Below are 23,637 nucleotides of genomic sequence, written 5' to 3'. Positions count from 1 at the left end.
TCCCGCGGCGCTTCAGCAGCAATGGCTGAAACGGTCGGACGGCCAGGAGCCCGCGAGACGCCGCAGGGGCCGGTCGGAAGCATGACCGAAGTCGGCAGGATCAGTGCAGCCAGCCAAAGCGCTCGATGACGGCAACCGCCCAGATCAGCCCGCCAAGGGAGAGTGCAAAAAATACGGCAGCGGATGCGATGTCCTTGGTCACACGGATCGCCTCGTGATGCTCGGGCGTCACGTGGTTGCACAGGCGCTCGATCGCCGTGTTGAGGAGTTCGACCGTCAGGATGAAGAAGAGCGAGCCGACCATGGCAAGCCAGATCCACGGATTGCTGGCGATGAAGAAGGAGAGCGGCACGCCGATCGCGAGCACGGCCATCTCCTGCTGCACGGCTGCTTCGGTTCCAATCGCATTCTTCAAGCCGCGCATGGAATTCGAGGACGCCGACATGATCCGCTTCAGCCCGCCCTGTCCGGGAAGGGCGGTTTGGCGTTTTCGGTTTCCAGCGACGGAATCGCGGGCCTGTCTCGGCGTCTCGTTCACGGGCATCTCATCTCGGCTATGTCGACTACTCGGCTTAATCGCGACCGTCGAACTGCGGTTCCCCGGGAGCTATCTGGTAATAGTCGCCCTTCTCTGCCACGAAAACATGCGCTTCGGTCTTAAGACCCGTCTCGCCGTCGAGTGCTCCGGCAGAAAAAGCCACGTCTTCACGGCCCGTTCCTTCAAAGAAGAGAAGCGAGCCGCACAATTCGCAGAAGCCACGGCGGGCCTCCGCCGTCGCCTGATACCAGCGCACATATTCCGTACCGACGATTTCCATGTCGGCCTTTCTGGCCGCACTCGTCGCCCAGAAATGCCCCGATTGCTTGCGGCACTGGGTACAGTGACAGGAGACGACCTGGCGCACTTCTCCGGAGACGGAGAAGCGCACCGCGCCGCAGAGGCAGCTGCCGGAAAGTTCGGTCATTCAGGCCGAAGCACGCTGGCGCGCTTCCCGGCTCACCCGATCCTTACGCAACAATTCGGCGATCAGGAAAGCAAGCTCCAGCGCCTGATCGGCGTTGAGACGCGGATCGCAATGCGTGTGGTAGCGGTCGGAGAGATGCTCCACCTCCACCGGACGCGCGCCACCCAGGCATTCGGTCACGTTCTTGCCGGTCATCTCGATATGCACGCCGCCGGCATGGCTTCCTTCCGCCGCGTGAATGGCGAAGAAGCTCTCCACCTCGCCGAGGATCGAGCTGAAGGGGCGCGTCTTGTAGCCATTCGCCGCCTTCACCGTGTTGCCGTGCATCGGGTCGCACGACCACACGACTTTGCGGCCCTCGCGCTCCACCTTGCGGATGAGCTTCGGCAGATACTTGCCGATCTCTTCCGAACCGAAGCGGGTGATGAGGGTGAGCCGGCCCGCCTCATTCGTCGGGTTCAGGATATCGATGAGCCGCAACAGCTCGTCGGCATCGAGCGAGGGACCGCATTTCAAACCGATAGGGTTCTTCACGCCCCGGCAGAATTCGATATGCGCATGATCCGGCCGGCGCGTGCGATCGCCGATCCACAGCATATGGCCCGACGTCGCGTACCAGTCGCCGGAGGTGGAATCGACACGCGTCAGCGCTTGCTCGTAACCCAAGAGCAGCGCCTCGTGGCTGGTGAAGAAATCCGTCTGGCGCAGCGAAGGCGTCGATTCCGCGTCGAGCCCGATCGCGTGCATGAAGCCGAGCGTCTCGCTGATCTGATCGGCGAGCGCCTGGTAGCGGGAGGCCTGCGGGCTGTCCTGAATGAAGCCCAGCATCCATTGGTGCACATGCTCCAGGTTGGCGAAGCCGCCCTGGGCGAAGGCGCGCAGAAGATTGAGCGTCGCGGCCGACTGCCGGTACGCCATTTCAAGGCGCATCGGGTCCGGCTGGCGCACGGAATCCTCAAATTCGATGCCGTTGATGATGTCGCCGCGATAGGTCGGCAGCTCGAGATCGCCCTGCTTTTCCGTCGGTGCGGAGCGCGGCTTGGCGAACTGACCGGCGATGCGGCCGACCTTCACCACCGGCGAGCGCCCGGCGAAGGTCAGAACCACGGCCATCTGCAGGAAGACGCGGAAGAAATCGCGAATGTTGTCGGCGCCGTGTTCGGCAAAGCTCTCGGCGCAATCGCCCCCCTGCAAGAGAAAAGCGCGCCCCTCGGCCACTTCGCCGAGATGCCGCTTCAGCTTGCGGGCTTCGCCTGCAAAAACGAGCGGCGGATAGGCGGCAAGGCGGCCCTCGACACTGGCGAGAAGCTCAGGATCTGGATAATCCGGCACCTGCTCGATCGGCCGGGATCTCCAGCTCGACGGCGTCCACTTCGTTTCCATCGCACCAACTTTCAAAAAGACGGCCCATACGGCCGGAACCCCGGCCCTCGTGACCGGCGGCAGTTCGCCGCAACGCTATCGCCCCTTAGGCCTTGAGCGTCAACCCAAGCGATCGCGACCCGCGACGCCGATACGCGGCATAACGGTTTGGTTGTGCTTGCGCTAAGGCCACCGAGCCCGCACAATCCAAGGATGGATCGCGACGAGCCACGCTTCACCATCGGTATCGAGGAGGAATACCTCCTCGTCGACAAGACAAGTCGCGATTTGTGCGTCGACCCGCCGGCCGAACTTCTTGCCGCCTGCCAGGAAACTCACGGCAATTCGGTGGCGCCGGAATTTCTGCGCTGCCAGATCGAAGTCGGCACGCCCGTCTGCGCCGATCTTCCGGCAGCACGAGCCGCCCTCGCCGAGCTTCGTGGCACGATCGCCGAAGAGGCCGACAAATACGGCCTCGCTCCGATGGCGGCCTCTACGCATCCCTTCGCCAAATGGCGGGACCAGCGCGCCACCGACAAGCCGCGCTATCGCGAAATCGCCGAAAGCCTGCAGGTGGTCGGCCGGCGGCTCATCATCTGCGGCATGCATGTGCATGTGGGCGTCGAGGACGACGAGCTGCGGATGGACCTGCACAATCAGCTCGCCTATTTCCTGCCGCATCTTCTGTGTCTCTCCACCTCCTCGCCGTTCTGGCAGGGGCGCAAGGCGGGGCTCAAATCCTTCCGTCTCACCGTTTTTGATGCTTTGCCGCGTTCCGGCCCGCCGGAGCGTTTCTCATCCTTCGGCGAGTTCGAGCGCTTCGTCTCCGTTCTGACGGGCGCAGGCGTCATCGAGGATGCGACCAAGATCTGGTGGGATCTGCGCCCGTCGGTGCGCTTTCCGACGATCGAGATGCGGATCACCGATGTGTGCACCCGTCTCGACGATGCGATCGCTATCGCCGCCACTTTCCGCTGTCTCGCCCGCATGCTCTGGCGCCTCAGACGCAAGAACCAGCGCTGGCGGCATTATCCGATGGCGCTCGTTGCGGAAAACCGCTGGATCGCGCAGCGCCACGGCGCGGCCGGGGACCTCATCGATTTCGGCCGCGGCGCCGTCGTTCCATTCGTCGACCTCGTCGGCGAACTGATCGATCTCATCGCGGAAGATGCCGACCATTTCGGCTGCACTTCGGAGGTGGAGCGTATCCGCGCCATCGCCTCGGGCGGCACCAGCGCCGACAAGCAGATCGCCACCTATGAAAAGGCGCTGAAAGACGGCGCCAGCGAGGACGAGGCCTTGAAGGCCGTCGTCGACCATCTCGTGGCCGAAACACTCATCGGCTGCCGCCCGGCCCGTCCCGACGACAAGAAACCCGAAATGTCGGTCATGCCGCGACCGCAGCTCTGACCGGCCCCGCACAGTCGGTTTCCAACCGTCTCTGGCCGATTTTCTTGCCTTCCGTGCTTCTTATCAGACCGCCTCCGATGTCCCCTCCTCAAGAGGGTTCGCATCGGAAGCGATCTCTCCTTCAAAACGCGTGTCAGCCCATCACCGCAAAGGCGTCTGCTGGTGCTGCACGAGCTTCCACCTGTGATCGTGGCAGCGATAGGTGGAGCTGCAATAGGCCCGGTACGGCGTGTCACCGTCGCGGTGGCCCTCCGCCTTGTAGGCGAGCACTAACGTATCGGCGTCGGGGCGGGCGATCTTGCAATCAGCGAAGTCGACCGAAGACCAGCGCGGCGCGTGGCGCAGCGCATCGCGTGTTTCCATCGCCGGCATCACGCCCATACCCGGAAACACCATCAGGCATTCGTCGTCCATAAGAGCGTCGAAGGCCTCCGACCCTTCCAGCCAGAAACGTTTCTCGCCGGACCAGACTTTTCCATCGTCCATCATTGGCTATGCCTCCCAGGTTTCGGCCGGCTCTTATGGCCAGCTCTCCGCATCACCTTCTATACAGAAGATCTTCCAAACATAGAAGTTCTTCTATGTGTATAACACTAAAGCGAGATCTTCGTTGCACCGGCGGCGGCAATGGCTTCGTCAACGAGCGCATGTTCGTGCTCGCCCAAAGCAAGTGCACGTGGATAGCGCGGGGCAGCGCGGTCATCGAGGATCGGCACATGCCAATCCGCCGTCGTCTCCAGAAAATGCGCGATCCCCGCCTCGCCGTAGACAGCGTGAAAGCCCGACAGCACCACGTCGAGATAAGACAGCATGATCGGATTGTCGGCGTCGCCCGGCCGTCCGTACTCTTCGTGACCGACATAAAGATGCGGGTCGGGCCAGCCTTCCGGACGCCCTGCAAGCCAGGTCACGGCCTCTTCGGAGGGCGCCACCACGTCATATTGCGCCTCGCGCTGGTCGAGCGCCGGGCGTTCCTGGTGCGGCAAGGCCACGATCGCACCCCAGATCTCGCAGCCCGCATCCGGCACCACCGTCAGCGTACAGCGGCCGCCATAGCTCGAGGTGCCGGAATGGCGCCAGGCCCTTCGCCAGCCGCGGAGCTTGCCGGGCACGGCGACGACATCCGGCGTCAGCGTGGCGGCATTGACGAGCGAGCCGTAGCCGAAACAGGTGAACACAGCGCGGCCTCCTTCTACGAACCAGTCGTTTCCCCGGAGCATATAGGCGCAGGCCCGATCTCGTCTGCCGTCTGGATTTTCCCGCGACAACACTCAACCTTTGAGCGTAATTTCTTCGATCCTCAACCATCGAACCAAAAGGGGGCGATGCCTGCCGAAAGACCTTGAATGATACTGAAAGATGATATCATATGAAGCTTAGTCGAAAACACCAGGGGACGATTGAGGCAATCTTTGCAGAGCCTGTTCAGGCCGGCCTCGCGTGGCGCGACATCGAAGCAGCCCTGCGTGCACTCGGAGCGGAGATCACCGAGGGTCAAGGCTCGCGCGTGCGGGTCGCACTCAACGGCGTTCGTGCGGTCTTTCACAGACCACATCCGCAGAAGGAGACTGACAAGGGAGCCTTGCGTTCGGTTCGGCGTTTTTTGAGCGAGGCAGGAGTCAGGCCATGAACATGATGCATTACAAAGGCTACGAAGCCGTCGTGAACTTCGACGAGGAGGCCGAGACCTTTCATGGCGAGGTCATCAATCTGCGCGACGTTATCACATTCCAGGGCAATTCCGTCGATGAACTCAAGACGGCGCTCGAAGAGTCTGTGGAGGATTACCTCGCCTTCTGTCGGGAGCGCGGAGAAGAGCCTGAACGGCCCTATTCCGGGCAGTTCGTCGTCCGCGCCGAGCCGCGCCTGCATCGCGAGCTCGCTTCGGCGGCAAGGCGTGCTGGTGTCAGCCTCAACAAGCTCGTCACCAGCGTGCTTGAACGCGCCGTCACGGAGTGAACCGGCGCGGCTTTCACCTTGACCTCCCCTGTCGCCCTTGACGCCACCACCTCCCACGGTCTTTGAGCGATAGCTCGCCTGCGCCGCTCGGGCGCTGAAGGACACCTCATGGCCCAATCCGTCGGACGGTGGACGATCCTCGTCTGCCTGTCGCGCGTCTTCCTCTATGCGAGCTTCATGACCGGCGCCGCCTCGATCCCTGTGCTGCAGAGCGCATGGGGAATCTCTGCGACCCGCGCCGGTGCCGTCGTCTCCGCTTTCACGCTCTCCTATTCCGTCTCGCTCTTCCTCTTCGCCTGGGCGTCCGATTATTTCGGCGCCAAACGCATGGTGCAGGTCTCAGCGGTGGCGACAGGCATCACCTCGCTCGCCTTCGGCCTCTTTGCCCGCGACTGGTCGAGCGCGATCGTCCTCTACGGTCTCACCGGGCTCGCCCAGGGCGGCATCTACACGCCGCTCGTCATGGTGTTTTCGGAGATGGCGACGGACCGCCGCCGCGGCACCGCGATGGGCTGGCTCATCGGGTCGACATCCGTCGGTTATGCCTTCTCGCTCGCTCTGACGGGGGCCGCGCTCTCGCTCGGTGGCTGGCAGGTCGCCTTCGTCGTCTGCGGCGCGACGCCGGCCATCGGCGCCGTCCTCATTCTCCTGCTTCTCAGAGAAACGCCGAACACCATCCACCGGCGGACGAAGGGCGAAGGCCTCTTCGACGCCATCTGGCGGGCGCGCGACACCAGGCTCTTGACCGCCGGCTACGTCTTCCATTGCTGGGAACTGCTCGGCGGCTGGGCGTGGATGCCGGCGCTTCTCGCCGCCGCCTTCGCACTCTCCGGCCACGGCATCGGGCTCGCCAGCGGACAGAGCGCCATCCTGATCGCGGCGATGCATCTCCTCGCCTCCGGCGCCACCTTTTCCATGGGCGGGCTGTCGGACCGTCTCGGCCGCAAGAGCGTGCTCGTCGGCATCGCGGCCCTGTCGACCGCGCTCTCCTTTTCCATCGGCTGGCTCGTCGCCGCGCCGCTCGCAATCCTGATCACGCTCGCGATGATGCAGGCGGTGACGTCCATCGCCGATTCCCCGGTGCTGACCGTCGCGCTGACGGAGACGACGACGCCCGGCGTCCTCGGAAAGGTGCTGGCCGTTCGCTCGCTCTTGGGCTTCGGCGCGGGCGCCGTTGCGCCGATGGCCGCCGGCAGCGTGCTCGATCTGGCGCGCGGCCAGGCGCTCTCCCTGCCGACCTCCTGGGGCCTCACCTTCTCGCTTCTCGGCCTAGGCGGCCTCCTGGCCACCTGGAGCGCGGCGCGGCTCAGGCTGCGCGGATAATAGGGCGCGGCCGCCTGTTACGAATCGAGATAGCCGAAGCCCGGCTCCGCCGCCTCGAAGGAAATATCCATGGCGTAGAAGGGCGAAAGCCAGAGCGGCACATGGCCGTACCAGAGCGACAACTGGCTTTCCGCCGCCTCTTCGCCCGCCTTGGCGACGCTTGCGAGATAATAGGCGGAGGCGATGCCGCTGCGGTCGGCGCCGCTCATGCAATGGACGAGCGTCGGTCCGTCCAACCCGGCGAGAAGCGACACGAGTTCGCTCGTCTCTTCACCCGACAGGACGCGTTTTGCCGAGATCCTGTAATCGATGAGGCGAAGCCCGAGGCGGGCCGCTGCCGCCTTTTCCGCCTCGTACCACGGGGCGCCGGGATTGGCGCCGCGCAGGTTCACAATGGTCGTCAGCCCGTAGCGCTGCTTCCATTCCGCCAAAAGCTCCGGCGTTGGCTGCGCCGAGCGATAAAGGCTCCCGGCCTTCACCACATGAAAATTGTCGTTGAGATAGGTGTAGCCGGCGTAACTGCCTGCGCCTCCCAAAAGGAGGACCGAAAGCCCAAGGCAGAAAACCCCCAGGCGCCGCCCCAAGGCGGGCCTCAGGCGAAGTTTCGGCAATCGCGTCATCCCGCCTTCGTCCCCCTGGCAACCGCAATGCAAGCAGTTCGGTTCGCAATCTTCCGCTTCATGCTGCCGTCCATCGATGCCGACGGCGGTCTTATGTCACTTGCCTGAAGCAGAGCTTACGGCGAACGAGGCGGTAGGACGTATCGGCCTGCCCTCACGCCGCCTCGACCACTTCGCCTTTGCGCACCGTGTAGGAGGGCTTGTACATCGTCACGAGTTCTTCCGCCGCGGTCGGATGCACGGCCATGGTGCGGTCGAAATCGGATTTCGTCACGCCCATTTTGACGGAAACACCCAGAAGCTGCGCCATCTCGCCGGCATCCGGGCCGAGCACATGCGCACCCAGGACCTTGTCGGTGTCGGCATCGACGACGAGCTTCATCAGCATGCGTTCGGAGCGGCCCGACAGCGTGTTCTTCAGGGGCCTGAAGACCGACTTGTAAATCGCCAGATTGTCGATATCGCAGCGGGCCTGGTCTTCCGTCATGCCGACGGTGCCGAGCTCCGGCTGCGAGAAGACGGCCGTCGCCACGCTGCCGTAATCGGGTTTGGTCGGGCGCCCGCAGAAGACCGTATCGACGAAGCACATCGCCTCGTGGATGGCGACCGGCGTCAATTGCATGCGGTCGGTCACATCACCGATCGCCCAGACATGATCGACATTGGTCTTCGAATATTCGTCGACGCAGATCGAGCCGCGCTTGTCCTGGCGGATGCCGAGCTTTTCAAGCCCGAGCCCTTCGGTGTTGGGCAGGCGGCCGACGGCGAGCATGATCTGCTCGGCGTCATAACAATCGCCCCCCAGAAAAGTCCCTCGCAGCCAGCCATCGCTCTTTCGCTCGATACGGCCGAGCACGTCCTGGCAGCGGATATGGATCCCTTTGTTCTCGTATTCGGCGTGCAGGAGGCGCCGGAGATCCATGTCGAAGCGTTGCAGGATCTCCTTGCCGCGATAGAGGATCGTCGTCTCCACACCCATGGCGGCAAATATCCCGGCAAATTCCACCGCGATGTAGCCGCCGCCGGCGATCACCACTTTCTCCGGCAGCTTTTCGAGCTCAAAGGCCTCGTCGGAGGTGATGCAGAGCTCATGCCCATGCAGCGCGCGGTGCGGATTGGGCCTGCCGCCCGTTGCGATCAAGATCCGTTCAGCCGAGACAGTGGTGCCGGTGCGTTTCAGCTCGATCTCATGACCGCCGGCGAGAACGGCGCGGTCACTGATCAGTTCGACGCCCGATTTTTCCAGATTGCTGCGATAGACGCCTTCGAGACGAGCGATCTCGCGGTCCTTGTTGGCAAGCAGCGTCGGCCAGTCGAAGCGCGCATTCTCGTAAGACCAGCCGTAACCGACGGCGTCTTCGAAGGCCTCGCCGAATTGCGAGGCGTAGACCAGGAACTTTTTCGGGATGCAGCCGCGGATGACACAGGTGCCGCCGACACGGCTTTCCTCGGCAACAGCGACCCGGGCGCCGGCTTCGGACGCCCGGCGGGCCGCACGGACCCCGCCTGAGCCGGCCCCGATCACGAAAAGGTCGTAGTCGTAGCGCCGCTCAGTCATCGCAGATCCCGTTGTCTTCCTAATGGCGCGGCGAGCGCCCTCGCCGCATCCGCTCACGCGTGCCAGCGCACGCGTGTCGGTTCATGCGTCTCCGCTCACTGCGGATTCGTCTCGCCCTGCAGGCTCTTCGCTTCGTTCTTGGAGATTTCCTGCAGTTTCTGCGTCGAACGGCGCAGCATCTCGTCGCCGATCTCCTTCGCCCAGGCCTGGCTCACCGAAACCTGCGCGCTCAAAAGGCCGACGAGCGTGCCGGTGAATTTCTCGCCCGTATCCGTCTCAAAGAAGGTGAGAAGATCGTTGAGCTCGCCTTCGCTGAAATTGATCGCCCAGATCCGCGCCAGCCGCTTTTCAAGCTCCGCGCGGCGGTCGACCATGTCGAGGGCCACCTGGTCGACGATCTCGATGATGCCGAGCTGCATCTGCGGATTGGAGCGGATGAGCGTCATCTTCGCCTGGTCTGCGACTTCCGGAAGGATCTCATCGAAGCTGCGCGACAGATTGGAGGCCGACAGGACCTTGCGGGCGAGCTCCATCTGCGCATCCGAAGGTTCAGCCGGCGCGCCGGTCGCCGGGGCCGGGTTCGCGTCCTGGGCTGCAGCGGGATAAACCGGGACCACCGCCCCGAGCAGCAGCAGGCAAAGCGCGGAAAGCCGAAACATGAAGAACTCCTGATGTGTGACGGCGCGTTGGATGCCGTCGATAACGGAAAAGCCGGGCGACGTCACGCCCGCATCAAGCGCGGGTGAGCCTCTTCACACCCTCGGGCGTGGCAATCAGCGCCGTCTCGGCCAGGTTGAGAAAGAGCCCGTGCTCCACGACGCCGGGGATCTCCGACAGGCCGCGCGCGAGCGCCTCTGGATCAGGAATGAGGCCAAAAGATGCATCGATGATGACATGGCCTTCGTCGGTTGCAAAAAGCTCTCCACCGCGTGTGCGCCAGGCGAGTTCCGCACTGAGGCCAAGCCTCGAAATCAGCTTTTTAATGGCCCGTTCGCTCGCCTTCTTGCCGAAGCGCACGACCTCGATCGGCAGAGGAAAAGCCCCGAGATGTTCGACATGCTTGCCGGCATCGGCGATGACGAGCATGCGCGCAGAAGCGGAAGCCACGATCTTCTCGCGCAACAGCGCCCCGCCGCCGCCCTTGATCAGGGCAAGCTCCGGGCCGATCTCGTCGGCGCCGTCGACGGTGAGATCGAGACGGTCGATCTCGTCGAGAGAGGTGAGCGCGATCCCCTCGTCCTGCGCCAGTTTGGCCGTCGCCTCCGATGTCGGGACGCCGACGACATTCATGCCGGCGCGAACCTTCTCGCCCAGAAGCTTCACGAACCAGCTCGCCGTCGACCCGGTGCCGAGGCCGAGCTTCATGCCGTCCTCGACAAACTCCAGAGCCGCCTCGGCCGCCTGGCGTTTTAGATCATCTGTCATCGTTGCCCCCGCCTGCCGCTTATCTTCAAAGCGCGTTCAGTCCGCCGCGCCTTCAGTGGATCCTGTTGAGCGACCCGTTTGCGCCAGAGCCTATCGAATGACAACCCACGGCCTCAAGCGGGCTCCCATGACGGGCCTCGTTGAGGACTCCTCGCAGGAGATCGCGCCGAGTTATGGCATCCATGGTAGAAAGCCAGCGACATGACGACCAAGAGCGCAGATCCAATCGAAGATCCGGTTCCCCACCGGGGCATCGTGGGACTGCCGAAAGAGTATCCGGCGGGCTTTCATCTTCCACCCCATATGCATGAGCGCGCCCAATTGATCTACGCGATCGGCGGGGTGATGGAGGTGGCAACCGCCGACGGCCTGTGGCTCCTGCCACCGCAGCGCGCGGTGTGGATGCCGGCTGGCATCACCCATGAGATGCGCGCCCGCGGCAATGTTTCTCTCAGAACCCTCTATGTCGTCGGGGAAGTCTGTCCATTTCCCTTGCCGACGAAGCCGCGGACGATTCGCGTGTCACCCTTGTTGCGCGAGCTGATCCTGCGCGTCGTGCAAATGCCCGAAGACGAGATACCGGACGCACATGCCAGGCGGGTTCTCGATCTCATCCTCTACGAAATCACCTGGGAGGCGGACGGGGTTCTCTATCTGCCGATGCCCCGGGATAAGCGGCTTGCCGCGATCTGCCGCGCACTCATCGACGATCCGGGTGACGTGCGCTCCCTGGAAGAATGGGCCGAGTTCTCCGGCGCCTCTTCCAGAACTCTCGCCCGCCTTTTCAAACGCGAATTCGGAAGCAATTTTCTTTTGTGGCGCAACCAGGTCCGCGCCCTATCCGCCCTCCCGCGCCTTGCGGCAGGGGAAGCCGTCGGGATCGTGGCCGCCGATCTGGGATATGACACGCCGGGCGCATTCGCGAGCATGTTTCGTCAAATCATGGGCGAAAAGCCCAGCCGCTACTTCCACAAGAACGCGGAGATATAGCCAGCCTCTTCCCATGCGTGTCTGACAAGACGTAGCTTTTGTCCAAATCCGCGACGCACGACATCACGCTGCGGCGTAGATGTCGGCCAAGGCGCAACCCACCCGCGCCGCATCTTCGTGGGGCTCCTGCGCTCGGCTGTCCTGCCGGCATCCTACGCAAGACGGCCTCTTCAAGACACACGGCATTGCCACGCGTTCACATCGCTTTCGAGGCAATCTGGAGAGAATTATGACCGCTCTTTTCCCGGCACGGCGACCCCGCAGACTTCGTCATTCTTCGACGTTGAGATCTCTTGTTCGCGAAACCAGCGTCTCGGCCCAAGACCTCATCTACCCGATCCTGGTCGAGGAAGAGATCGAGGAACCGGTCATGATTCCGACCATGCCGGGGATCTCCCGTGTGCCGGAGCGATCTTTCGCGAGGGAAATCAATCGGATCGCAAAGGACGGCGTGAAAGCCGTCATCCTCTTCGGCATCTCCCACCACAAGGATGCCGACGGAAGCGACACCTGGAACCCGCAAGGCCTGATGGCGCGGATGGTGGCCGTTGCCAAACGTGAGGTGCCAGAGCTTGTTGTCATAACGGACAATTGCTTTTGCGAGTACACAGATCACGGACATTGCGGCGTCCATCGTGCCGGCAGTGTCGACAACGATGCGACGCTTGAAAATCTCGGCCGGCAGGCTTTGGTCGCTGTGGAGGCCGGTGCCGATATGGTCGCCCCTTCAGCCATGATGGATGGTCAGGTCGCGGCCATCCGGCGCGCGCTCGACGCAGGCGGGCACACGAACGCGCCCATCATGGCGTATTCTTCGAAATTCGCCTCGGCGTTCTACGGTCCGTTCCGCGCCGCCGCAGGATGCAATCTGAACGGCGACCGCCTCTCCTATCAGATGGACCCCGCCAACGGACGCGAAGCCTTGCTGGAATCTCTGCTCGATGAAGCCGAGGCCGCGGACATGCTTATGGTCAAACCGGGTCTCGCCTATCTCGATGTGCTGACGCGTCTGCGCGAGCGCACGCTTCTGCCTCTCGCCTGCTATCAGGTCGGCGGCGAATACGCGATGATCCGGTTCGCGGCAGATGCCGGCGCCCTCAACGAGGCCGCGAGTGTGCATGAAAGCCTGCTGGCCATGAAACGCGCCGGCGCCGATCTGATCATCAGCTATTACGCCCATCAGGCTGTGAGGGAGGGATGGGTCGGCGCCTGATCGGCGACTCCTTCGCAGGGCGGGAGCAGCGCAAAGCCTTTGAGCGACCGGCGGCTGTATGCCAGCGTTCGGGCACTCGGGGATGATCGCGGCGTCCCGCCTTCGCGTCCTAAGGCACTACAGAGAGACGCTGCGCCCAGACACTTGCCATCGCCCCTTCAGCAGCATTTGTCTTCCAGCTCTGCGAGGAGCGACAGCGCCGCCTCGTCGCCCTCCTCCTCGAAGAAGGCGGAGAGCGCGTTGACCTGGCTGCCGACGAAGTAAAGGCTGTCACGGCCCATCTTCTGGTTCTCGGCGAGCTTTTGCTCAAAGTAGCCGACCCATTGCGAGCTGCTCGTGCGCATCGCCCCCGACAGCATTCCCATCATGGCTTCGGCCTTGGCATCGCAATCGAGCCCCAGAAAACTCACGTAACGGTCGCCGCGATCGGCGGCTTGACTGGCCATCGTCTGCTGATCCTCTCCCCTGGTCTTTCGCGCGAAAGACCGTCCCCATAAGCCGGAGCGACAGATTATGAGGCACGCGCGTCTGCCGCGCTGTCAGCCGGGCGACAGCGCACTCAGTTCTTCAAGCCGTGCCGGCGCGAGGATCAAAAGGTGCTCGCGGCCCTCACGGCTGACGACACCGTCGCGGATGAGCTTGTTGACGAGCGTCGACAGCGTCTGGCGCGAGGTGCCGAGCGCACTTGCCAGAGCTTCGGTGTGGTCGATAAGGCGGATGCGGACATTCTTCTGCCGCGCGCTCTCCAGAAGCAGAAAGCGGGCAAGCCGCGATTCCACCGGACGGAAGGCGAGATCTTCGATCAGATCAAGCGCGCCCGAAAGCACCTGGCCGATATCGCGCAGAGCTTCCACAGCGAGCTCCGGATGGCGGGAGACAAGCGTCAGCATCTCGCGCACCGGCCAGCTCACGATCTCGCAATCTTCCAGCGCCTCCACCCAGGCGCGCGTATGCGTCACATAGATGCCGCCGGGGCGCAGATAGGAGAGCGTCAGCGCCTTGGTCGCGCCGTTGAGGCAGATGCGAGCCATCCCCGTCTTGAGCACAAACAGCCGGTCCGTCTCTGCATCGGGATGAGCAATCGTCTCCCCGGCGCCGTAACGACGCCTGTGACCGTTTTCGAGCCGATCAAGCCAATGCGCGGAAGATGGATGATCGGACACGGACACCTCTTTCTGGCGGTCTTCGCATCACCTCGGCCGGCGGGATACCCATCGGCCGGCCGCGGCTGCTTTCTCAATTCACACCAGCCTCTTCTGGCAGGCAAGCGGCCCGCCTTATCTTGATACCGGCGCGCGCGATGGGACGACCGCCCTTCGCTCGCTTGCACCCGCCTCGCGCCTCGGCTAGCCCAACGCCATGTCCCTCATCGTCTTCGATCTCGACGGCACGCTCGTCGACACCGCCCCCGATCTCCTGGCGACGCTCGACCATATTCTTGGCGGGCACGGCCTGCCCCCTGCCCCGCGCGAGCGGATCATGCCATGCATCTCGCGCGGTGCGCGCGCCATGATCGAAGAGGGTCTGAAGCTCTCCGGGCGCAAGGTGGCGCCGAAAGAACTCGACCGATTGCTGGAGGTCTTCCTCGCCCATTACGAGGAACATATCTGCGTCGAAAGCAGGCCCTTTCCGGGACTTGTGAGCGCGCTCGATACGCTCGAAGCGGAAGGCTGGAGCTTCGCCGTGTGCACCAACAAGCGCGTCGGCATGTCGAAGCTGCTTCTCGATCAGCTCGGGCTTCTGAATAGATTCCAGGCCGTGCTCGGCGCCGATTCGGTGGCCAAGCGCAAACCCGATCCGGCACATCTTCTGGAAACCATCGAAGCTGCGGGCGGCAAGCCCGACGCCGCTTTGATGGTCGGCGATTCGGCAGCCGATATCGCGGCGGCGCGTGCGGCTTTCGTTCCGGTCATCGGTGTGCCTTTCGGCTACACGACGAAACCGATGGCCGAGCTTCGTCCCGACGTCATCATCGACAGCTATTCGCAGCTCACACCCGCACTCGCCGCAAGGCTTCTTGAAACGCGCGGGGGATCGGCAGCCGTGGAATGAGCGCGCCGGCTTGACCGCGGCGCGGCTCCGTGCCAAATCGCTGCTGCGAGTCGGGCGCGTAGCTCAGCGGGAGAGCACTGCCTTCACACGGCAGGGGTCACAGGTTCAATCCCTGTCGCGCCCACCATTTTTCCGGCTCATGACTTTTTCCCAGGCTCTTCGCGAATGATCTCGCAGAGTTCCCATGCTCGCGGAAATTATGGCGCCTAAACGAAGAACCGACATCTCTCTCTAGACGCGTCGCAAGTGCCGCCTAGTTTCGGCGCGCATGTGGTCTTGGATCCAGCAATATTCCGGCGCTTTCTCAGCCATTACGAGCCTGCTCATGCTGCTCGTCTGGTTCGTTTACCTGCAGCTCCTGCTCGTCGCCTACAGGCGCCGCTGGCGCTCGACCGTCCTCATCAATCGCGGCGGAGGCCTCGGCACGGAAGCTCGCTGCCTGATCAGCAATATGAGCGCGGAGGCGATCTACCTGACGAGCCTCATCGCCTTCGTCACCACCGACGACAAGACCTATAGGCAGGAGCTGACGGATCTCCGCGATCTCGGCGACGCGCTCGACGCTGATCCCCGCTCGCGCATGAAGCAGGGGCCGCTGAAAGCCGGCGAATATCTCGACATCGGCACGTTCCACGACCTGATCTTGACGATCGGCGACAATGAGGGACAGGGATCGAACGAGGAGTGGCTCGCCTCGGTCCGATCTCTCGAGCTGACCGCCGTGATCGTCTACGGTGCCGACGATCTCCTCGCAGGGGCACGCCGGACCTTCGAGATCCGGCATACGGACGACGATATCCAGATCTGCCCGACGACCAGCGATTCTCAGCAAATTCGCTCGCGCCGGGAGCGGCGCAAAATCGAGAAGCTGCTGCAGGATTCCCTTTAATCGTAGAAGACCACCGTCTTTCGCCCAGAGATGATGACGCGATCGTCGAGCACGTAGTGCAATGCGCGCGCAAGCACCCGGCGTTCGATGTCACGGCCTTTGGCGATGAGATCGGCGGGCGTGTGGCGATGCGAGATGCGCTCCACGTCCTGCTCGATGATCGGCCCCTCGTCGAGGTCGGGCGTGACGAAATGCGCCGTCGCCCCGATCAGCTTCACGCCGCGCTCATGCGCCTGATGGTACGGTCTGGCGCCCTTGAAGCCCGGCAGGAACGAATGATGGATGTTGATGCAGCGCCCGGCGAGCTTGGTCGACAGCTCGTCTGACAGAACCTGCATATAGCGGGCGAGAACGACGAACTCCGTCTCCGTCTCTTCGATCAGATCCCAGAGTTTCGCCTCCTGTTCGGGCTTCGTCGCGGCCGTCACCGGCAGATGATGAAACGGCACCTCATCGAGCTCCGGCAGCTGCAAGGCCTCGCGCGGATGGTTGGAGACGATGGCGGTGATCTGCATCGGCAATTCGCCGATCCGCCAGCGGTAGAGAAGGTCGGCCAGGCAATGATCGAATTTCGAGACGAGGAGCATGACCTTCGGCTTCACGCTGCGGTCGCGCAGCGTCAGCTCCATTTCGAAGCGCTCGCCGATCTCCGCGAGCTTTTCGCGGAACTCTTCGATGTCGGCCCCTTCCAGCACGGGATTGAAGAGAACCCGCATGAAGAAGTGGCCGGTTTCGGCATCATCGAATTGCTGCGCCTCCAGGATGTTGTAGCCACTGGAGACGAGTGAGGTCGCGACGGCTGCGACGATGCCCGGACGATTGGGGCAGGAGAAGGTGAGAATGAAATCGGCCATGACCTGTCCGTTGGCTCAGCTGAGGTTGCTTTAGCAATCAAATGCGGCAGCGCAAGACGCGCTGTCGGCGGCGCGGTGGGGAAGACTTGCCGACGACGCCCGGGGCCGAGCGTGGCAGGCGAGCCACATACGGTTGCAAAAGCGTCAAGGCGCCGCACCGCGGGCCGCCCGGTGCTTGCCTTTTGAGAGCGATTCGACACAGAGGTTAAAGTGACACATCAACTCGCCAGCCTTTCCGGGGACGGTAATGAGAAAGTTTGGATTACTTGCGACTGCGGTCGCTGTGGCGCTTGTTAGCGCCGTTTCTTTTGCTCCCAACGCCTCGGCGCAGCCGACGGCAAGATTTTTTGATCCCGTTTCCAAGCAATGGCTGAGCTTCGGCCCGGGCTCCCGCCTCCATGGCAAGTCTCCGGTGCAGCGTGAGGTGGTGGATTACACTGGCCCTTACGGCCCGAACACGATCATCGTGGATACCGGCGAGCGCCGCCTCTACTACGTGATGGAAGACGGCAAGGCGCTGAAATACGGCGTCGGCGTCGGCCGCGAGGGTTTCCAGTGGGCCGGCACGCACCGCGTGACGCGCAAGGCGGAGTGGCCGGGCTGGACGCCGCCGCCGGCGATGCGCAAGCGTCAGCCGGGCCTGCCGGCGCATATGGAGGGTGGCCCCAACAATCCGCTCGGTGCCCGCGCGCTCTACATCGGCAACACCTACTATCGCATCCACGGTTCGAACGAGCCCTGGACGATCGGCACGGCGGTCTCCTCGGGCTGCATTCGCATGACCAACGACGACGTCACAGACCTCTACGAACGGGTTAATGTCGGCACGAAGGTGGTCGTGCGCCGCTAGGGCGATTCGACGACACGATTTAGCGACGGCCGGCGCTTGCGCCGGCCGTTTTCGTTTCAAGCTCCATGGGGCGGCGCCTGCGCCGACCGTTTTCGTTCTGAGCTCTGAGAGAAGTCCCACCTGCCCCGTTCAGCGGCGGGAGAGACCGTTTTCGGCCAGCTCTTCCAGATAGCCCGCCCACAGGGAGCCGAAGTCCTGTCCGAGCCGGTAGAGATAGGACCAGGTGAAGATCCCGCTGTTGTGCAGATCGTCGAAATGCAGACGGACGGCGTAATTGCCGATCGGTTCGACTTCGATCACCATCACATCGGCCTTTCCCGAGACGAGCTTGCGCTCGGACGGCGAATGCCCCTGCACCTCGGCGGAGGGTGAAAAGACCCGCAGATACTCCGCCGGCAGCTCGAACGTCTCGCCGCTCTCAAAACTGACGGCCAGCATGTGCCGGTCCTTCTTCAGACGGATTTCGGTCGGCCAGGGTTCCGCCATCATGTCTCCTTCAAGGGGCTCCGGCGCCGCGCTGCCATTTGACGCGGACGGCGGGGCCATTACATTCTTCTCCTATAAGGGCGGGAAACGACTTGCCAGCACCATTTGCCGATCGCAGGCGAAGGGAAGGCAGGCAAACGGAACAATGAGGCGTCAGTGAATTCCATCGTGCAGACATCCGACATCGCGACCGTCACGCCGGTCGACACGGCGTCGGAGACAGCGCCGATGATCGACCCGTTCGGGCGGTCGATCTCCTATCTGCGCGTCTCAGTGACCGACCGCTGCGATTTCCGCTGCGTCTATTGCATGGCCGAGGACATGACCTTCCTGCCCAAGCGGGATCTTCTGTCGCTTGAGGAATTGGAGCGCCTGTGCACCGCCTTTATCGACAAAGGCGTGCGCAAGCTGCGCCTGACCGGCGGGGAGCCTCTCGTGCGCCGCAACATCATGTGGCTGATCGAGGCGCTCGGGCGCCATCTCACCACCGGGCGGATGGAGGAGCTGACCCTGACGACGAACGGTTCACAGCTCGAACGTTACGCGCACGATCTCGCAGCACTCGGCGTGCGCCGGATCAACGTCTCCCTCGACACGCTCGATCACGACAAGTTCAAGGCCATCACACGCTGGGGCGATCTCGGCCGCGTGATGGCGGGCCTCAAGGCGGCGCAGGACGCAGGACTTCAGGTGAAGCTCAACGTCGTCGCGTTGAAAGACGTGAACGAACACGAAATCCCGGAGATGATCCGCTTTGCCCATGGTCAGGGCATGGATCTGACGCTGATCGAGACGATGCCGCTCGGCGAGATCGAAGGCGACCGCACCGACCAATATTTGCCGCTCTCCACCGTCCGTGCGCGACTTTCAGAGCGCTTCACCATGACGGACATCCCCTACAAGACCGGCGGGCCGGCGCGGTACGTCGAGGTCGAGGAGACAGGCGGCAGGCTCGGCTTCATCACCCCGCTCACGCATAATTTCTGCGAGAGCTGCAATCGCGTGCGGGTGACGTGCACGGGCACGCTCTTCATGTGTCTCGGCCAGGAAGATGCGGCCGATCTGCGGGCCCCATTGCGCGCCTCTGAAGGCAATGCGATCCTCGCGCAGGCCATCGACGAAGCGATCACCCGTAAGCCGAAGGGGCACGATTTCGTCATCGATCGCCATCACCGACGTCCGGCGGTTGCACGGCATATGAGCATGACGGGCGGCTGAGCTCTGGTCGCGGCCCAAGAAGCCGCCTAAGCATAAGCTTCGATCAACCCGCCAGAAGCCCGTTTCCCCATGCCGCCTGTGCCTGCCCTGCCGAGCGAAAACCAGCGCGGCATTCTCCTGATGCTCGCAGCGATGGTGACGTTCATCGTCAACGACACGCTGGTGAAGGTTGCGAGCGCCGATCTGCCGACCGGCGAGATCATCTTTCTGCGCGGTCTGATCGTGTCGCCGATCGTCATCGTACTCGCGGTGCGCCGCGGCGCCTTCGCCAATCGCAGTCTGCTTTTCCATAAGACGCTCATCTGGCGCACCCTGGGCGAGGTGGCGGCAGCGGGGCTTTACCTCTCCGCCCTGTTCCGCCTGCCGCTCGCCAACGCTTCGGCGATCCTGCAGGTGGTGCCGCTCGCCACCACGGCGGGAGCTGCGCTCTTTCTCGGCGAAACCGTCGGCCGAAGGCGCTGGACTGCGATCGCGGTCGGCTTCAGCGGGGCGCTCCTCGTCATTCAGCCAGGTCTCGACGGCTTCAACATCTGGTCGCTCGTCGCGCTCCTCAGCGTCTTCGCGGTCGTTCTGCGCGATCTCGCTTCCAAGCAATTGCCGAAAGGCCTGCCCACGCTCGCCGTCACGACGGCCGCCGCAATCTCCGTCGGTCTCTTCGGCGGCTTTCTCATGCTCTTCGAAGAGCCCGTGATGCCCGATGCGGCCGTGCTCGCCACCATCTTCGTCTCCGGACTGTGCACGGTCGCGGGCTACACCCTGATCATCGCCGCGATGCGCACGGGAGACATCTCCGTCGTCGCGCCATTTCGCTATTCGTTCATGATCTGGGCTGTGCTTGCGCAGGTGCTCGTCTTCGGCGCGTGGCCGGGGCCGCTCCTCTTCATCGGCACCGGCATCTTGATTGCGACCGGCATCTACACCTTCTATCGGGAGCGTCAGGTCGGGGCTTCGGAGGCCCGCAAAGCGCTGACGGCACCGCCGGCACGCTGATCGCGCCCCTTCTGCCGGGCGCGGTTGGATGCTATCGGGTCATCCACCCCTCCCCTCGCCTCCGCCGAGATCTTATGCCGTCTTCAATATCCGACGCCCCCGCCCTGTCACCTGAGGGGCGGCGGCCAAGCCTCTTGAGCCTCGTCGTCATTTCGACGCTCAGCCCGTTCGCGATCAACGTCATCGTGCCGTCCATGCCGGCACTGGAGAAGGACTTCCACGCGAGCTTTGCCACCGTGCAGCTCGTTTTGTCCCTGTTTCTCGCCTCCGTTGCGATTTCGCAGATCGTGATCGGGCCGCTGTCGGACCGTTTCGGGCGCCGGCCCGTCCTTCTCTGCGGGCTCAGCATCTTCACCGGCACCAGCGCACTGGCGAGTTTGGCGACCGACATTGAAAGCCTGCTCGCACTGCGCGTCCTGCAGGCGGCCGGCGGCTGCACCGGCATCGTTCTGGCCCGCGCCATCGTGCGCGACCTCTACGATCGGCGCAAAGCCGCAAGCGTCATCGGCTATGTCACGATGGGGCTCGCCATGGCCCCGATGGTGGCACCGCTCTTCGGTGGTCTTCTGCAACAGAGTTTCGGCTGGCGGGCGCAGTTCGTCATGCTGACGGTGTTCGGAGCCTTGGTCCTCGCCCTTGCCTGGCGCGACGTCAGCGAGACGCACCATGCGCGGACCGAGCGGATCGCCTTTGCCACCTTGTTTCGGGATTTCGGCTACCTTCTCAAGGAACCCGCCTTCCTCGTCTACACCGCCGTATCGAGCCTTGCGACGTCGGTCTTCTTCGCCTTTCTGGGCGGCGGCGCCTATGTGGCCGGCACGATCCTCGGGTTGTCTCCGATCGCCTATGGCAGTTGGTTTGCGGTCCTGTCGATTGGCTATGCTTTTGGCAATTTTCTCTCCGGCCGCTTTGCCGAAAAGGTCGGCGTCCGGCGGATGACGCTCGCCGGGTCCAGCCTTCTCCTCATCGCCCAGCTCGTGCTTCTCGCTCTCATCGCAAGCGGCCATCTGAGCGCGCCGGCCCTCTTCCTGCCGATGTGCGTGGGTGGCATTTCCAACGGCCTCGTTCTGCCGAGCACGATCGCCGGCGCCATCAGCGTGCGCCCGGAAATCGCCGGCACGGCAGCCGGGCTTCAGGGCGCGACGCAGATCGGCTCAGGCGCGATCTCTTCGGCGATCGCAGGAGCCGTGCTCGCCGGCGGCATGTCGGCCCTGCCCCTCTCAGCCGTCATGCTGACAGGGGCCGTCGCGGCTTTCACTTTCTCCGTGATCCTGTTTCGGATCGTCCGCTAGCCTCTATTCCACCACCACCCTCGGCGCCTGGCGGACGCCCGCGGCTTTTTCCACGTTGAGACGCTTCACGACGGCATCGGCAATGTGGCGATAGATGCGCGCATGCTCCGATTGCGGTTCGGAGGCAACAATCGGCCGGCCTGAATCGGAGGTTTCGCGGATATCCATGTGCAGCGGCACAGCGCCGAGGAAGGGAACGCCGATGCGTTCCGCCTCGTGTTCGGCTCCGCCATGCCCGAAAATATCGGAGCGCTCGCCGCAATGCGGGCACAGGAAATAGCTCATGTTCTCCACGATACCGAGGACCGGCACGTTCACTTTGTTGAACATGTTGAGGCCCTTGCGGGCATCGATGAGGGCGAGATCCTGCGGCGTCGAGACGATGACGGCACCGGCGAGCGGCACCTGCTGAGCCATGGTGAGCTGCGCGTCGCCGGTTCCGGGAGGCATATCGACGACGAGCACGTCGAGCTCGCCCCAGGCGACCTCGCGCAACATCTGGGTCAAGGCGGACATGACCATCGGCCCGCGCCAGATCATCGGCGTCTCTTCCTCCACGAGGAAGCCCATCGACATGACCTTGAGCCCGTAGCCTTCCATCGGCTTCAGGATGCGCTCCGACACCGATTCCGGCCGTCCCTTGATGCCCATCAAGCGCGGCAATGACGGCCCGTAGATGTCGGCATCGAGAATGCCGACTTCGAGGCCGTTCGCCTTAAGCCCGAGGGCGAGATTGACGGCGGTCGTGGACTTGCCGACGCCACCTTTACCGGACGCGACAGCGATGATCGCCTTGACGCCAGGAACCCCCGCTTTCTGAGGCTGCTGCGGCGCCTGGGCCGGCGCGCGCTGCGGGGCGGATGGTTGGGGGGCGGGTTGCGGCCGTGGCGGAGCGCTGCGGGGGGCCGTATTCTGCGGCATCGCATTCTGGGACATGCCCTGCCCAGGCCGTCTCTCGGCAGTCAGGGCCACCATGGCACGCTCCACCCCCGGCAGATCCGAGAGCACCTTTTCGGCCGCCTGCCGCAGAGGTTCCAGATGCGATGCGGCCTCCGCCGGCACCGTGATCGACACGATCACCTTGCCGTTCGAGATGACGGGATCGGAAACGAGTTTCTGAGTGACGATATCACTTTCGAGGTCGGGGCCTTTGACACGGCGGAGCGCATCGAAGACGACATCTTTCGTAATCGTGGGAGTGGTCTCGGGCATTGCCATCCTTCAACCGCGTCAGCGGTGGTGCTTTTGAGCCGGCGGTTTCGTCCGGCGGGCATGCCGTTGACATATTGCCCCCTCGCCCGAAGTTCAAATGCCACACGCTGCGATCGGCTGAGGAAGACGCCGGATGGCGGCTTCACCTGCCGGGCCACGACAGGTATATAGGTTGAGAGGAAACGAACCGATGGCCGAAAGCCCGTTGCCGAGACGACGCTCCTTCATCACCGGGATACCGGCGCGGAAAAGTCCGCAGCCGAAGCGTTTCTGCGGGGTTTCGTGAGCGAGACGACCGACCAGGATCGTCCTGCCCCGCGCCCGATCACGGGGGTTATTCTTGCTGGTGGCCTGTCCCGCCGGATGGGCAACGACAAGCCGCTCGTGGAGATTGCCGGCCGACCGCTGCTTTCTTACGTGGTGAATGGTCTGCGCCCGCAGGTCGACGAACTCGTCATCAACGCCAATGGCGACGCGTCGCGCTTCAGTGAATTTCTTCTCCCTGTCGTTCCCGACGGCATCGACGGCAATCCGGGGCCTCTCGCCGGTATTCTCGCCGGGATGCGCTGGAGCCAGGTCTTCTGTCCGCAGGCGCGTTTCATGGCGAGCGCAGCGGTCGACACGCCCTTCTTCCCCGGTGATCTCGTCACGCGGCTTTCCGAAGGCTGCGGCCACGACGAAACGACGATCGCCGTTGCGGCCTCGTTCAACGGCGTGCATCCCGTCTTCGGATTGTGGCCGATCGCGCTTGCCGACGATCTCGAGGAATGGCTGAAGAAGGCGAAATCGAGCAAGGTTCTCGACTTCGCCGACAATTACGTGCGTCTCAACGTGCCCTTCGACCATCTGGAAGCCGACGGCCGTCAGATCGACCCCTTCTTCAACGTCAACACGCCGGAGGACGCGGCCGAGGCACATGCGATGCTCGAGGCGCTCAATCGAACTCAGGCCGCCGAATAGCCCGCCCGC

At 63.5% G+C, this 23,637-nt stretch carries 27 protein-coding genes and 1 tRNA gene; 14 read left to right on the top strand and 14 right to left on the bottom strand.

Translation table 11 applies throughout. From position 1 onward, the window contains the following. Positions 1-100: 100 nt before the first annotated feature. From EO094_RS13465 to EO094_RS13455, 3 genes are read right to left on the bottom strand one after another with little or no spacing between them, the layout of a single operon-like run. Entirely contained in the window at positions 101-538 is a 438-nt protein-coding gene (locus EO094_RS13465; protein ID WP_164879659.1) for a diacylglycerol kinase, read from the bottom strand. 34 nt (positions 539-572) lie between these two features. Continuing rightward, positions 573-965, bottom strand: a complete 393-nt coding sequence (locus EO094_RS13460) for a GFA family protein (protein WP_128292911.1) — start codon at positions 963-965, stop codon at positions 573-575. Beyond that, positions 966-2,348, bottom strand: a complete 1,383-nt coding sequence (locus tag EO094_RS13455; protein WP_128292908.1) for a class II 3-deoxy-7-phosphoheptulonate synthase — start codon at positions 2,346-2,348, stop codon at positions 966-968. Between the two features lie 192 nt (positions 2,349-2,540). On the opposite strand from EO094_RS13455, the gene EO094_RS13450 reads away from it, so the two are divergent. Beyond that, the gene (locus EO094_RS13450; protein WP_128292905.1) at positions 2,541-3,737 is read left to right on the top strand and encodes a carboxylate-amine ligase; all 1,197 of its coding nucleotides are present in this window, start codon (positions 2,541-2,543) and stop codon (positions 3,735-3,737) included. 141 nt (positions 3,738-3,878) lie between these two features. On the opposite strand, the gene EO094_RS13445 is transcribed toward EO094_RS13450, so the two are convergent. Both EO094_RS13445 and EO094_RS13440 read right to left on the bottom strand, forming a co-directional pair. Further along, positions 3,879-4,226: a DUF4440 domain-containing protein gene (locus tag EO094_RS13445; RefSeq protein ID WP_092809789.1), complete on the bottom strand. Its 348-nt coding sequence runs from the start codon at positions 4,224-4,226 to the stop codon at positions 3,879-3,881. 104 nt (positions 4,227-4,330) lie between these two features. Next, positions 4,331-4,915 carry a gamma-glutamylcyclotransferase family protein gene (locus tag EO094_RS13440; RefSeq protein WP_128292902.1) on the bottom strand — a complete coding sequence of 195 codons (585 nt, stop codon included), beginning with the start codon at positions 4,913-4,915 and terminating at the stop codon, positions 4,331-4,333. Between the two features lie 191 nt (positions 4,916-5,106). Here EO094_RS13440 and EO094_RS13435 point away from each other — a divergent pair, with 191 nt between their 5' ends. The 3 genes from EO094_RS13435 to EO094_RS13425 all read left to right on the top strand — a co-directional run bounded on the left by EO094_RS13435 (position 5,107) and on the right by EO094_RS13425 (position 7,019). Continuing rightward, complete coding sequence (locus EO094_RS13435; RefSeq protein WP_128292899.1) at positions 5,107-5,367, top strand: type II toxin-antitoxin system HicA family toxin; 261 nt, start codon at positions 5,107-5,109, stop codon at positions 5,365-5,367. Further along, entirely contained in the window at positions 5,364-5,696 is a 333-nt protein-coding gene (locus EO094_RS13430; protein WP_128292897.1) for a type II toxin-antitoxin system HicB family antitoxin, read from the top strand. The genes EO094_RS13435 and EO094_RS13430 overlap by 4 nt, the downstream gene beginning before the upstream one ends. 108 nt (positions 5,697-5,804) lie before the next feature. Then, positions 5,805-7,019: an MFS transporter gene (locus tag EO094_RS13425; protein WP_128292894.1), complete on the top strand. Its 1,215-nt coding sequence runs from the start codon at positions 5,805-5,807 to the stop codon at positions 7,017-7,019. 17 nt (positions 7,020-7,036) lie between these two features. Here EO094_RS13425 and EO094_RS13420 read toward each other — a convergent pair whose 3' ends face one another. From EO094_RS13420 to rpiA, 4 genes are all read right to left on the bottom strand, one after another. After that, positions 7,037-7,630, bottom strand: a complete 594-nt coding sequence (locus tag EO094_RS13420; RefSeq protein ID WP_246008506.1) for a tyrosine-protein phosphatase — start codon at positions 7,628-7,630, stop codon at positions 7,037-7,039. A 163-nt stretch (positions 7,631-7,793) separates the two neighbouring features. Next, positions 7,794-9,197 carry a glutathione-disulfide reductase gene (gor, locus tag EO094_RS13415; protein WP_128292888.1) on the bottom strand — a complete coding sequence of 468 codons (1,404 nt, stop codon included), beginning with the start codon at positions 9,195-9,197 and terminating at the stop codon, positions 7,794-7,796. A gap of 95 nt (positions 9,198-9,292) precedes the next feature. After that, positions 9,293-9,856, bottom strand: coding sequence for a DUF2059 domain-containing protein (locus EO094_RS13410; protein WP_128292885.1), 564 nt, complete (start codon positions 9,854-9,856; stop codon positions 9,293-9,295). A 73-nt stretch (positions 9,857-9,929) separates the two neighbouring features. Continuing rightward, positions 9,930-10,622 (bottom strand): ribose-5-phosphate isomerase RpiA, encoded by a 693-nt coding sequence (gene rpiA, locus EO094_RS13405; protein WP_128292883.1) that lies wholly within the window; start codon positions 10,620-10,622, stop codon positions 9,930-9,932. 201 nt (positions 10,623-10,823) lie between these two features. On the opposite strand from rpiA, the gene EO094_RS13400 reads away from it, so the two are divergent. Both EO094_RS13400 and hemB read left to right on the top strand, forming a co-directional pair. After that, positions 10,824-11,612, top strand: a complete 789-nt coding sequence (locus tag EO094_RS13400) for an AraC family transcriptional regulator (protein WP_128292880.1) — start codon at positions 10,824-10,826, stop codon at positions 11,610-11,612. A gap of 229 nt (positions 11,613-11,841) precedes the next feature. Continuing rightward, entirely contained in the window at positions 11,842-12,825 is a 984-nt protein-coding gene (gene hemB, locus EO094_RS13395) for a porphobilinogen synthase (protein WP_128292878.1), read from the top strand. A 158-nt stretch (positions 12,826-12,983) separates the two neighbouring features. Here hemB and cowN read toward each other — a convergent pair whose 3' ends face one another. Both cowN and EO094_RS13385 read right to left on the bottom strand, forming a co-directional pair. Next, complete coding sequence (cowN, locus tag EO094_RS13390) at positions 12,984-13,271, bottom strand: N(2)-fixation sustaining protein CowN (RefSeq protein WP_128292876.1); 288 nt, start codon at positions 13,269-13,271, stop codon at positions 12,984-12,986. A 93-nt stretch (positions 13,272-13,364) separates the two neighbouring features. Then, positions 13,365-13,988 carry a Crp/Fnr family transcriptional regulator gene (locus EO094_RS13385; RefSeq protein WP_128292874.1) on the bottom strand — a complete coding sequence of 208 codons (624 nt, stop codon included), beginning with the start codon at positions 13,986-13,988 and terminating at the stop codon, positions 13,365-13,367. 196 nt (positions 13,989-14,184) lie between these two features. On the opposite strand from EO094_RS13385, the gene gph reads away from it, so the two are divergent. The 3 genes from gph (at position 14,185) to EO094_RS13370 (ending at position 15,766) form a co-directional block, all read left to right on the top strand. After that, positions 14,185-14,877, top strand: coding sequence for a phosphoglycolate phosphatase (gph, locus tag EO094_RS13380; RefSeq protein ID WP_128292871.1), 693 nt, complete (start codon positions 14,185-14,187; stop codon positions 14,875-14,877). A 52-nt stretch (positions 14,878-14,929) separates the two neighbouring features. Next, positions 14,930-15,004 (top strand) — tRNA-Val (locus EO094_RS13375). 141 nt (positions 15,005-15,145) lie between these two features. Further along, positions 15,146-15,766 carry a hypothetical protein gene (locus EO094_RS13370; RefSeq protein WP_128292869.1) on the top strand — a complete coding sequence of 207 codons (621 nt, stop codon included), beginning with the start codon at positions 15,146-15,148 and terminating at the stop codon, positions 15,764-15,766. On the opposite strand, the gene purU is transcribed toward EO094_RS13370, so the two are convergent. Continuing rightward, positions 15,763-16,620 (bottom strand): formyltetrahydrofolate deformylase, encoded by an 858-nt coding sequence (purU, locus tag EO094_RS13365; RefSeq protein ID WP_128292866.1) that lies wholly within the window; start codon positions 16,618-16,620, stop codon positions 15,763-15,765. The genes EO094_RS13370 and purU overlap by 4 nt on opposite strands. A gap of 247 nt (positions 16,621-16,867) precedes the next feature. On the opposite strand from purU, the gene EO094_RS13360 reads away from it, so the two are divergent. Continuing rightward, on the top strand, positions 16,868-17,470 hold the full coding sequence (locus tag EO094_RS13360) for a L,D-transpeptidase (RefSeq protein ID WP_128292863.1): 603 nt from the start codon (positions 16,868-16,870) through the stop codon (positions 17,468-17,470). Positions 17,471-17,599: 129 nt separating this feature from the next. Here EO094_RS13360 and EO094_RS13355 read toward each other — a convergent pair whose 3' ends face one another. After that, positions 17,600-17,956, bottom strand: coding sequence for a gamma-butyrobetaine hydroxylase family protein (locus EO094_RS13355; protein ID WP_128292861.1), 357 nt, complete (start codon positions 17,954-17,956; stop codon positions 17,600-17,602). Between the two features lie 156 nt (positions 17,957-18,112). Here EO094_RS13355 and moaA point away from each other — a divergent pair, with 156 nt between their 5' ends. The 3 genes from moaA to EO094_RS13340 all read left to right on the top strand — a co-directional run bounded on the left by moaA (position 18,113) and on the right by EO094_RS13340 (position 21,456). Further along, positions 18,113-19,174: a GTP 3',8-cyclase MoaA gene (gene moaA / locus EO094_RS13350; protein ID WP_128292858.1), complete on the top strand. Its 1,062-nt coding sequence runs from the start codon at positions 18,113-18,115 to the stop codon at positions 19,172-19,174. A gap of 69 nt (positions 19,175-19,243) precedes the next feature. Further along, complete coding sequence (locus tag EO094_RS13345) at positions 19,244-20,164, top strand: DMT family transporter (protein ID WP_128292856.1); 921 nt, start codon at positions 19,244-19,246, stop codon at positions 20,162-20,164. Positions 20,165-20,238: 74 nt separating this feature from the next. Then, positions 20,239-21,456 carry a multidrug effflux MFS transporter gene (locus tag EO094_RS13340; protein WP_128292854.1) on the top strand — a complete coding sequence of 406 codons (1,218 nt, stop codon included), beginning with the start codon at positions 20,239-20,241 and terminating at the stop codon, positions 21,454-21,456. Between the two features lie 3 nt (positions 21,457-21,459). Here the strand turns inward: EO094_RS13340 and apbC are convergent, their stop codons facing one another. Further along, the gene (apbC, locus tag EO094_RS13335) at positions 21,460-22,668 is read right to left on the bottom strand and encodes an iron-sulfur cluster carrier protein ApbC (RefSeq protein ID WP_128292852.1); all 1,209 of its coding nucleotides are present in this window, start codon (positions 22,666-22,668) and stop codon (positions 21,460-21,462) included. Positions 22,669-22,950: 282 nt separating this feature from the next. On the opposite strand from apbC, the gene mobA reads away from it, so the two are divergent. Beyond that, a complete protein-coding gene (mobA, locus tag EO094_RS13330) occupies positions 22,951-23,628 on the top strand; it encodes a molybdenum cofactor guanylyltransferase MobA (protein ID WP_128292850.1) in 678 nt (225 codons plus the stop codon). Positions 23,629-23,637: the final 9 nt, after the last annotated feature.

Source organism: Afifella aestuarii, from assembly GCF_004023665.1.
Lineage (GTDB): Bacteria > Pseudomonadota > Alphaproteobacteria > Rhizobiales > Afifellaceae > Afifella > Afifella aestuarii.
This window is presented reverse-complemented; position numbering and strand designations above follow the sequence as displayed.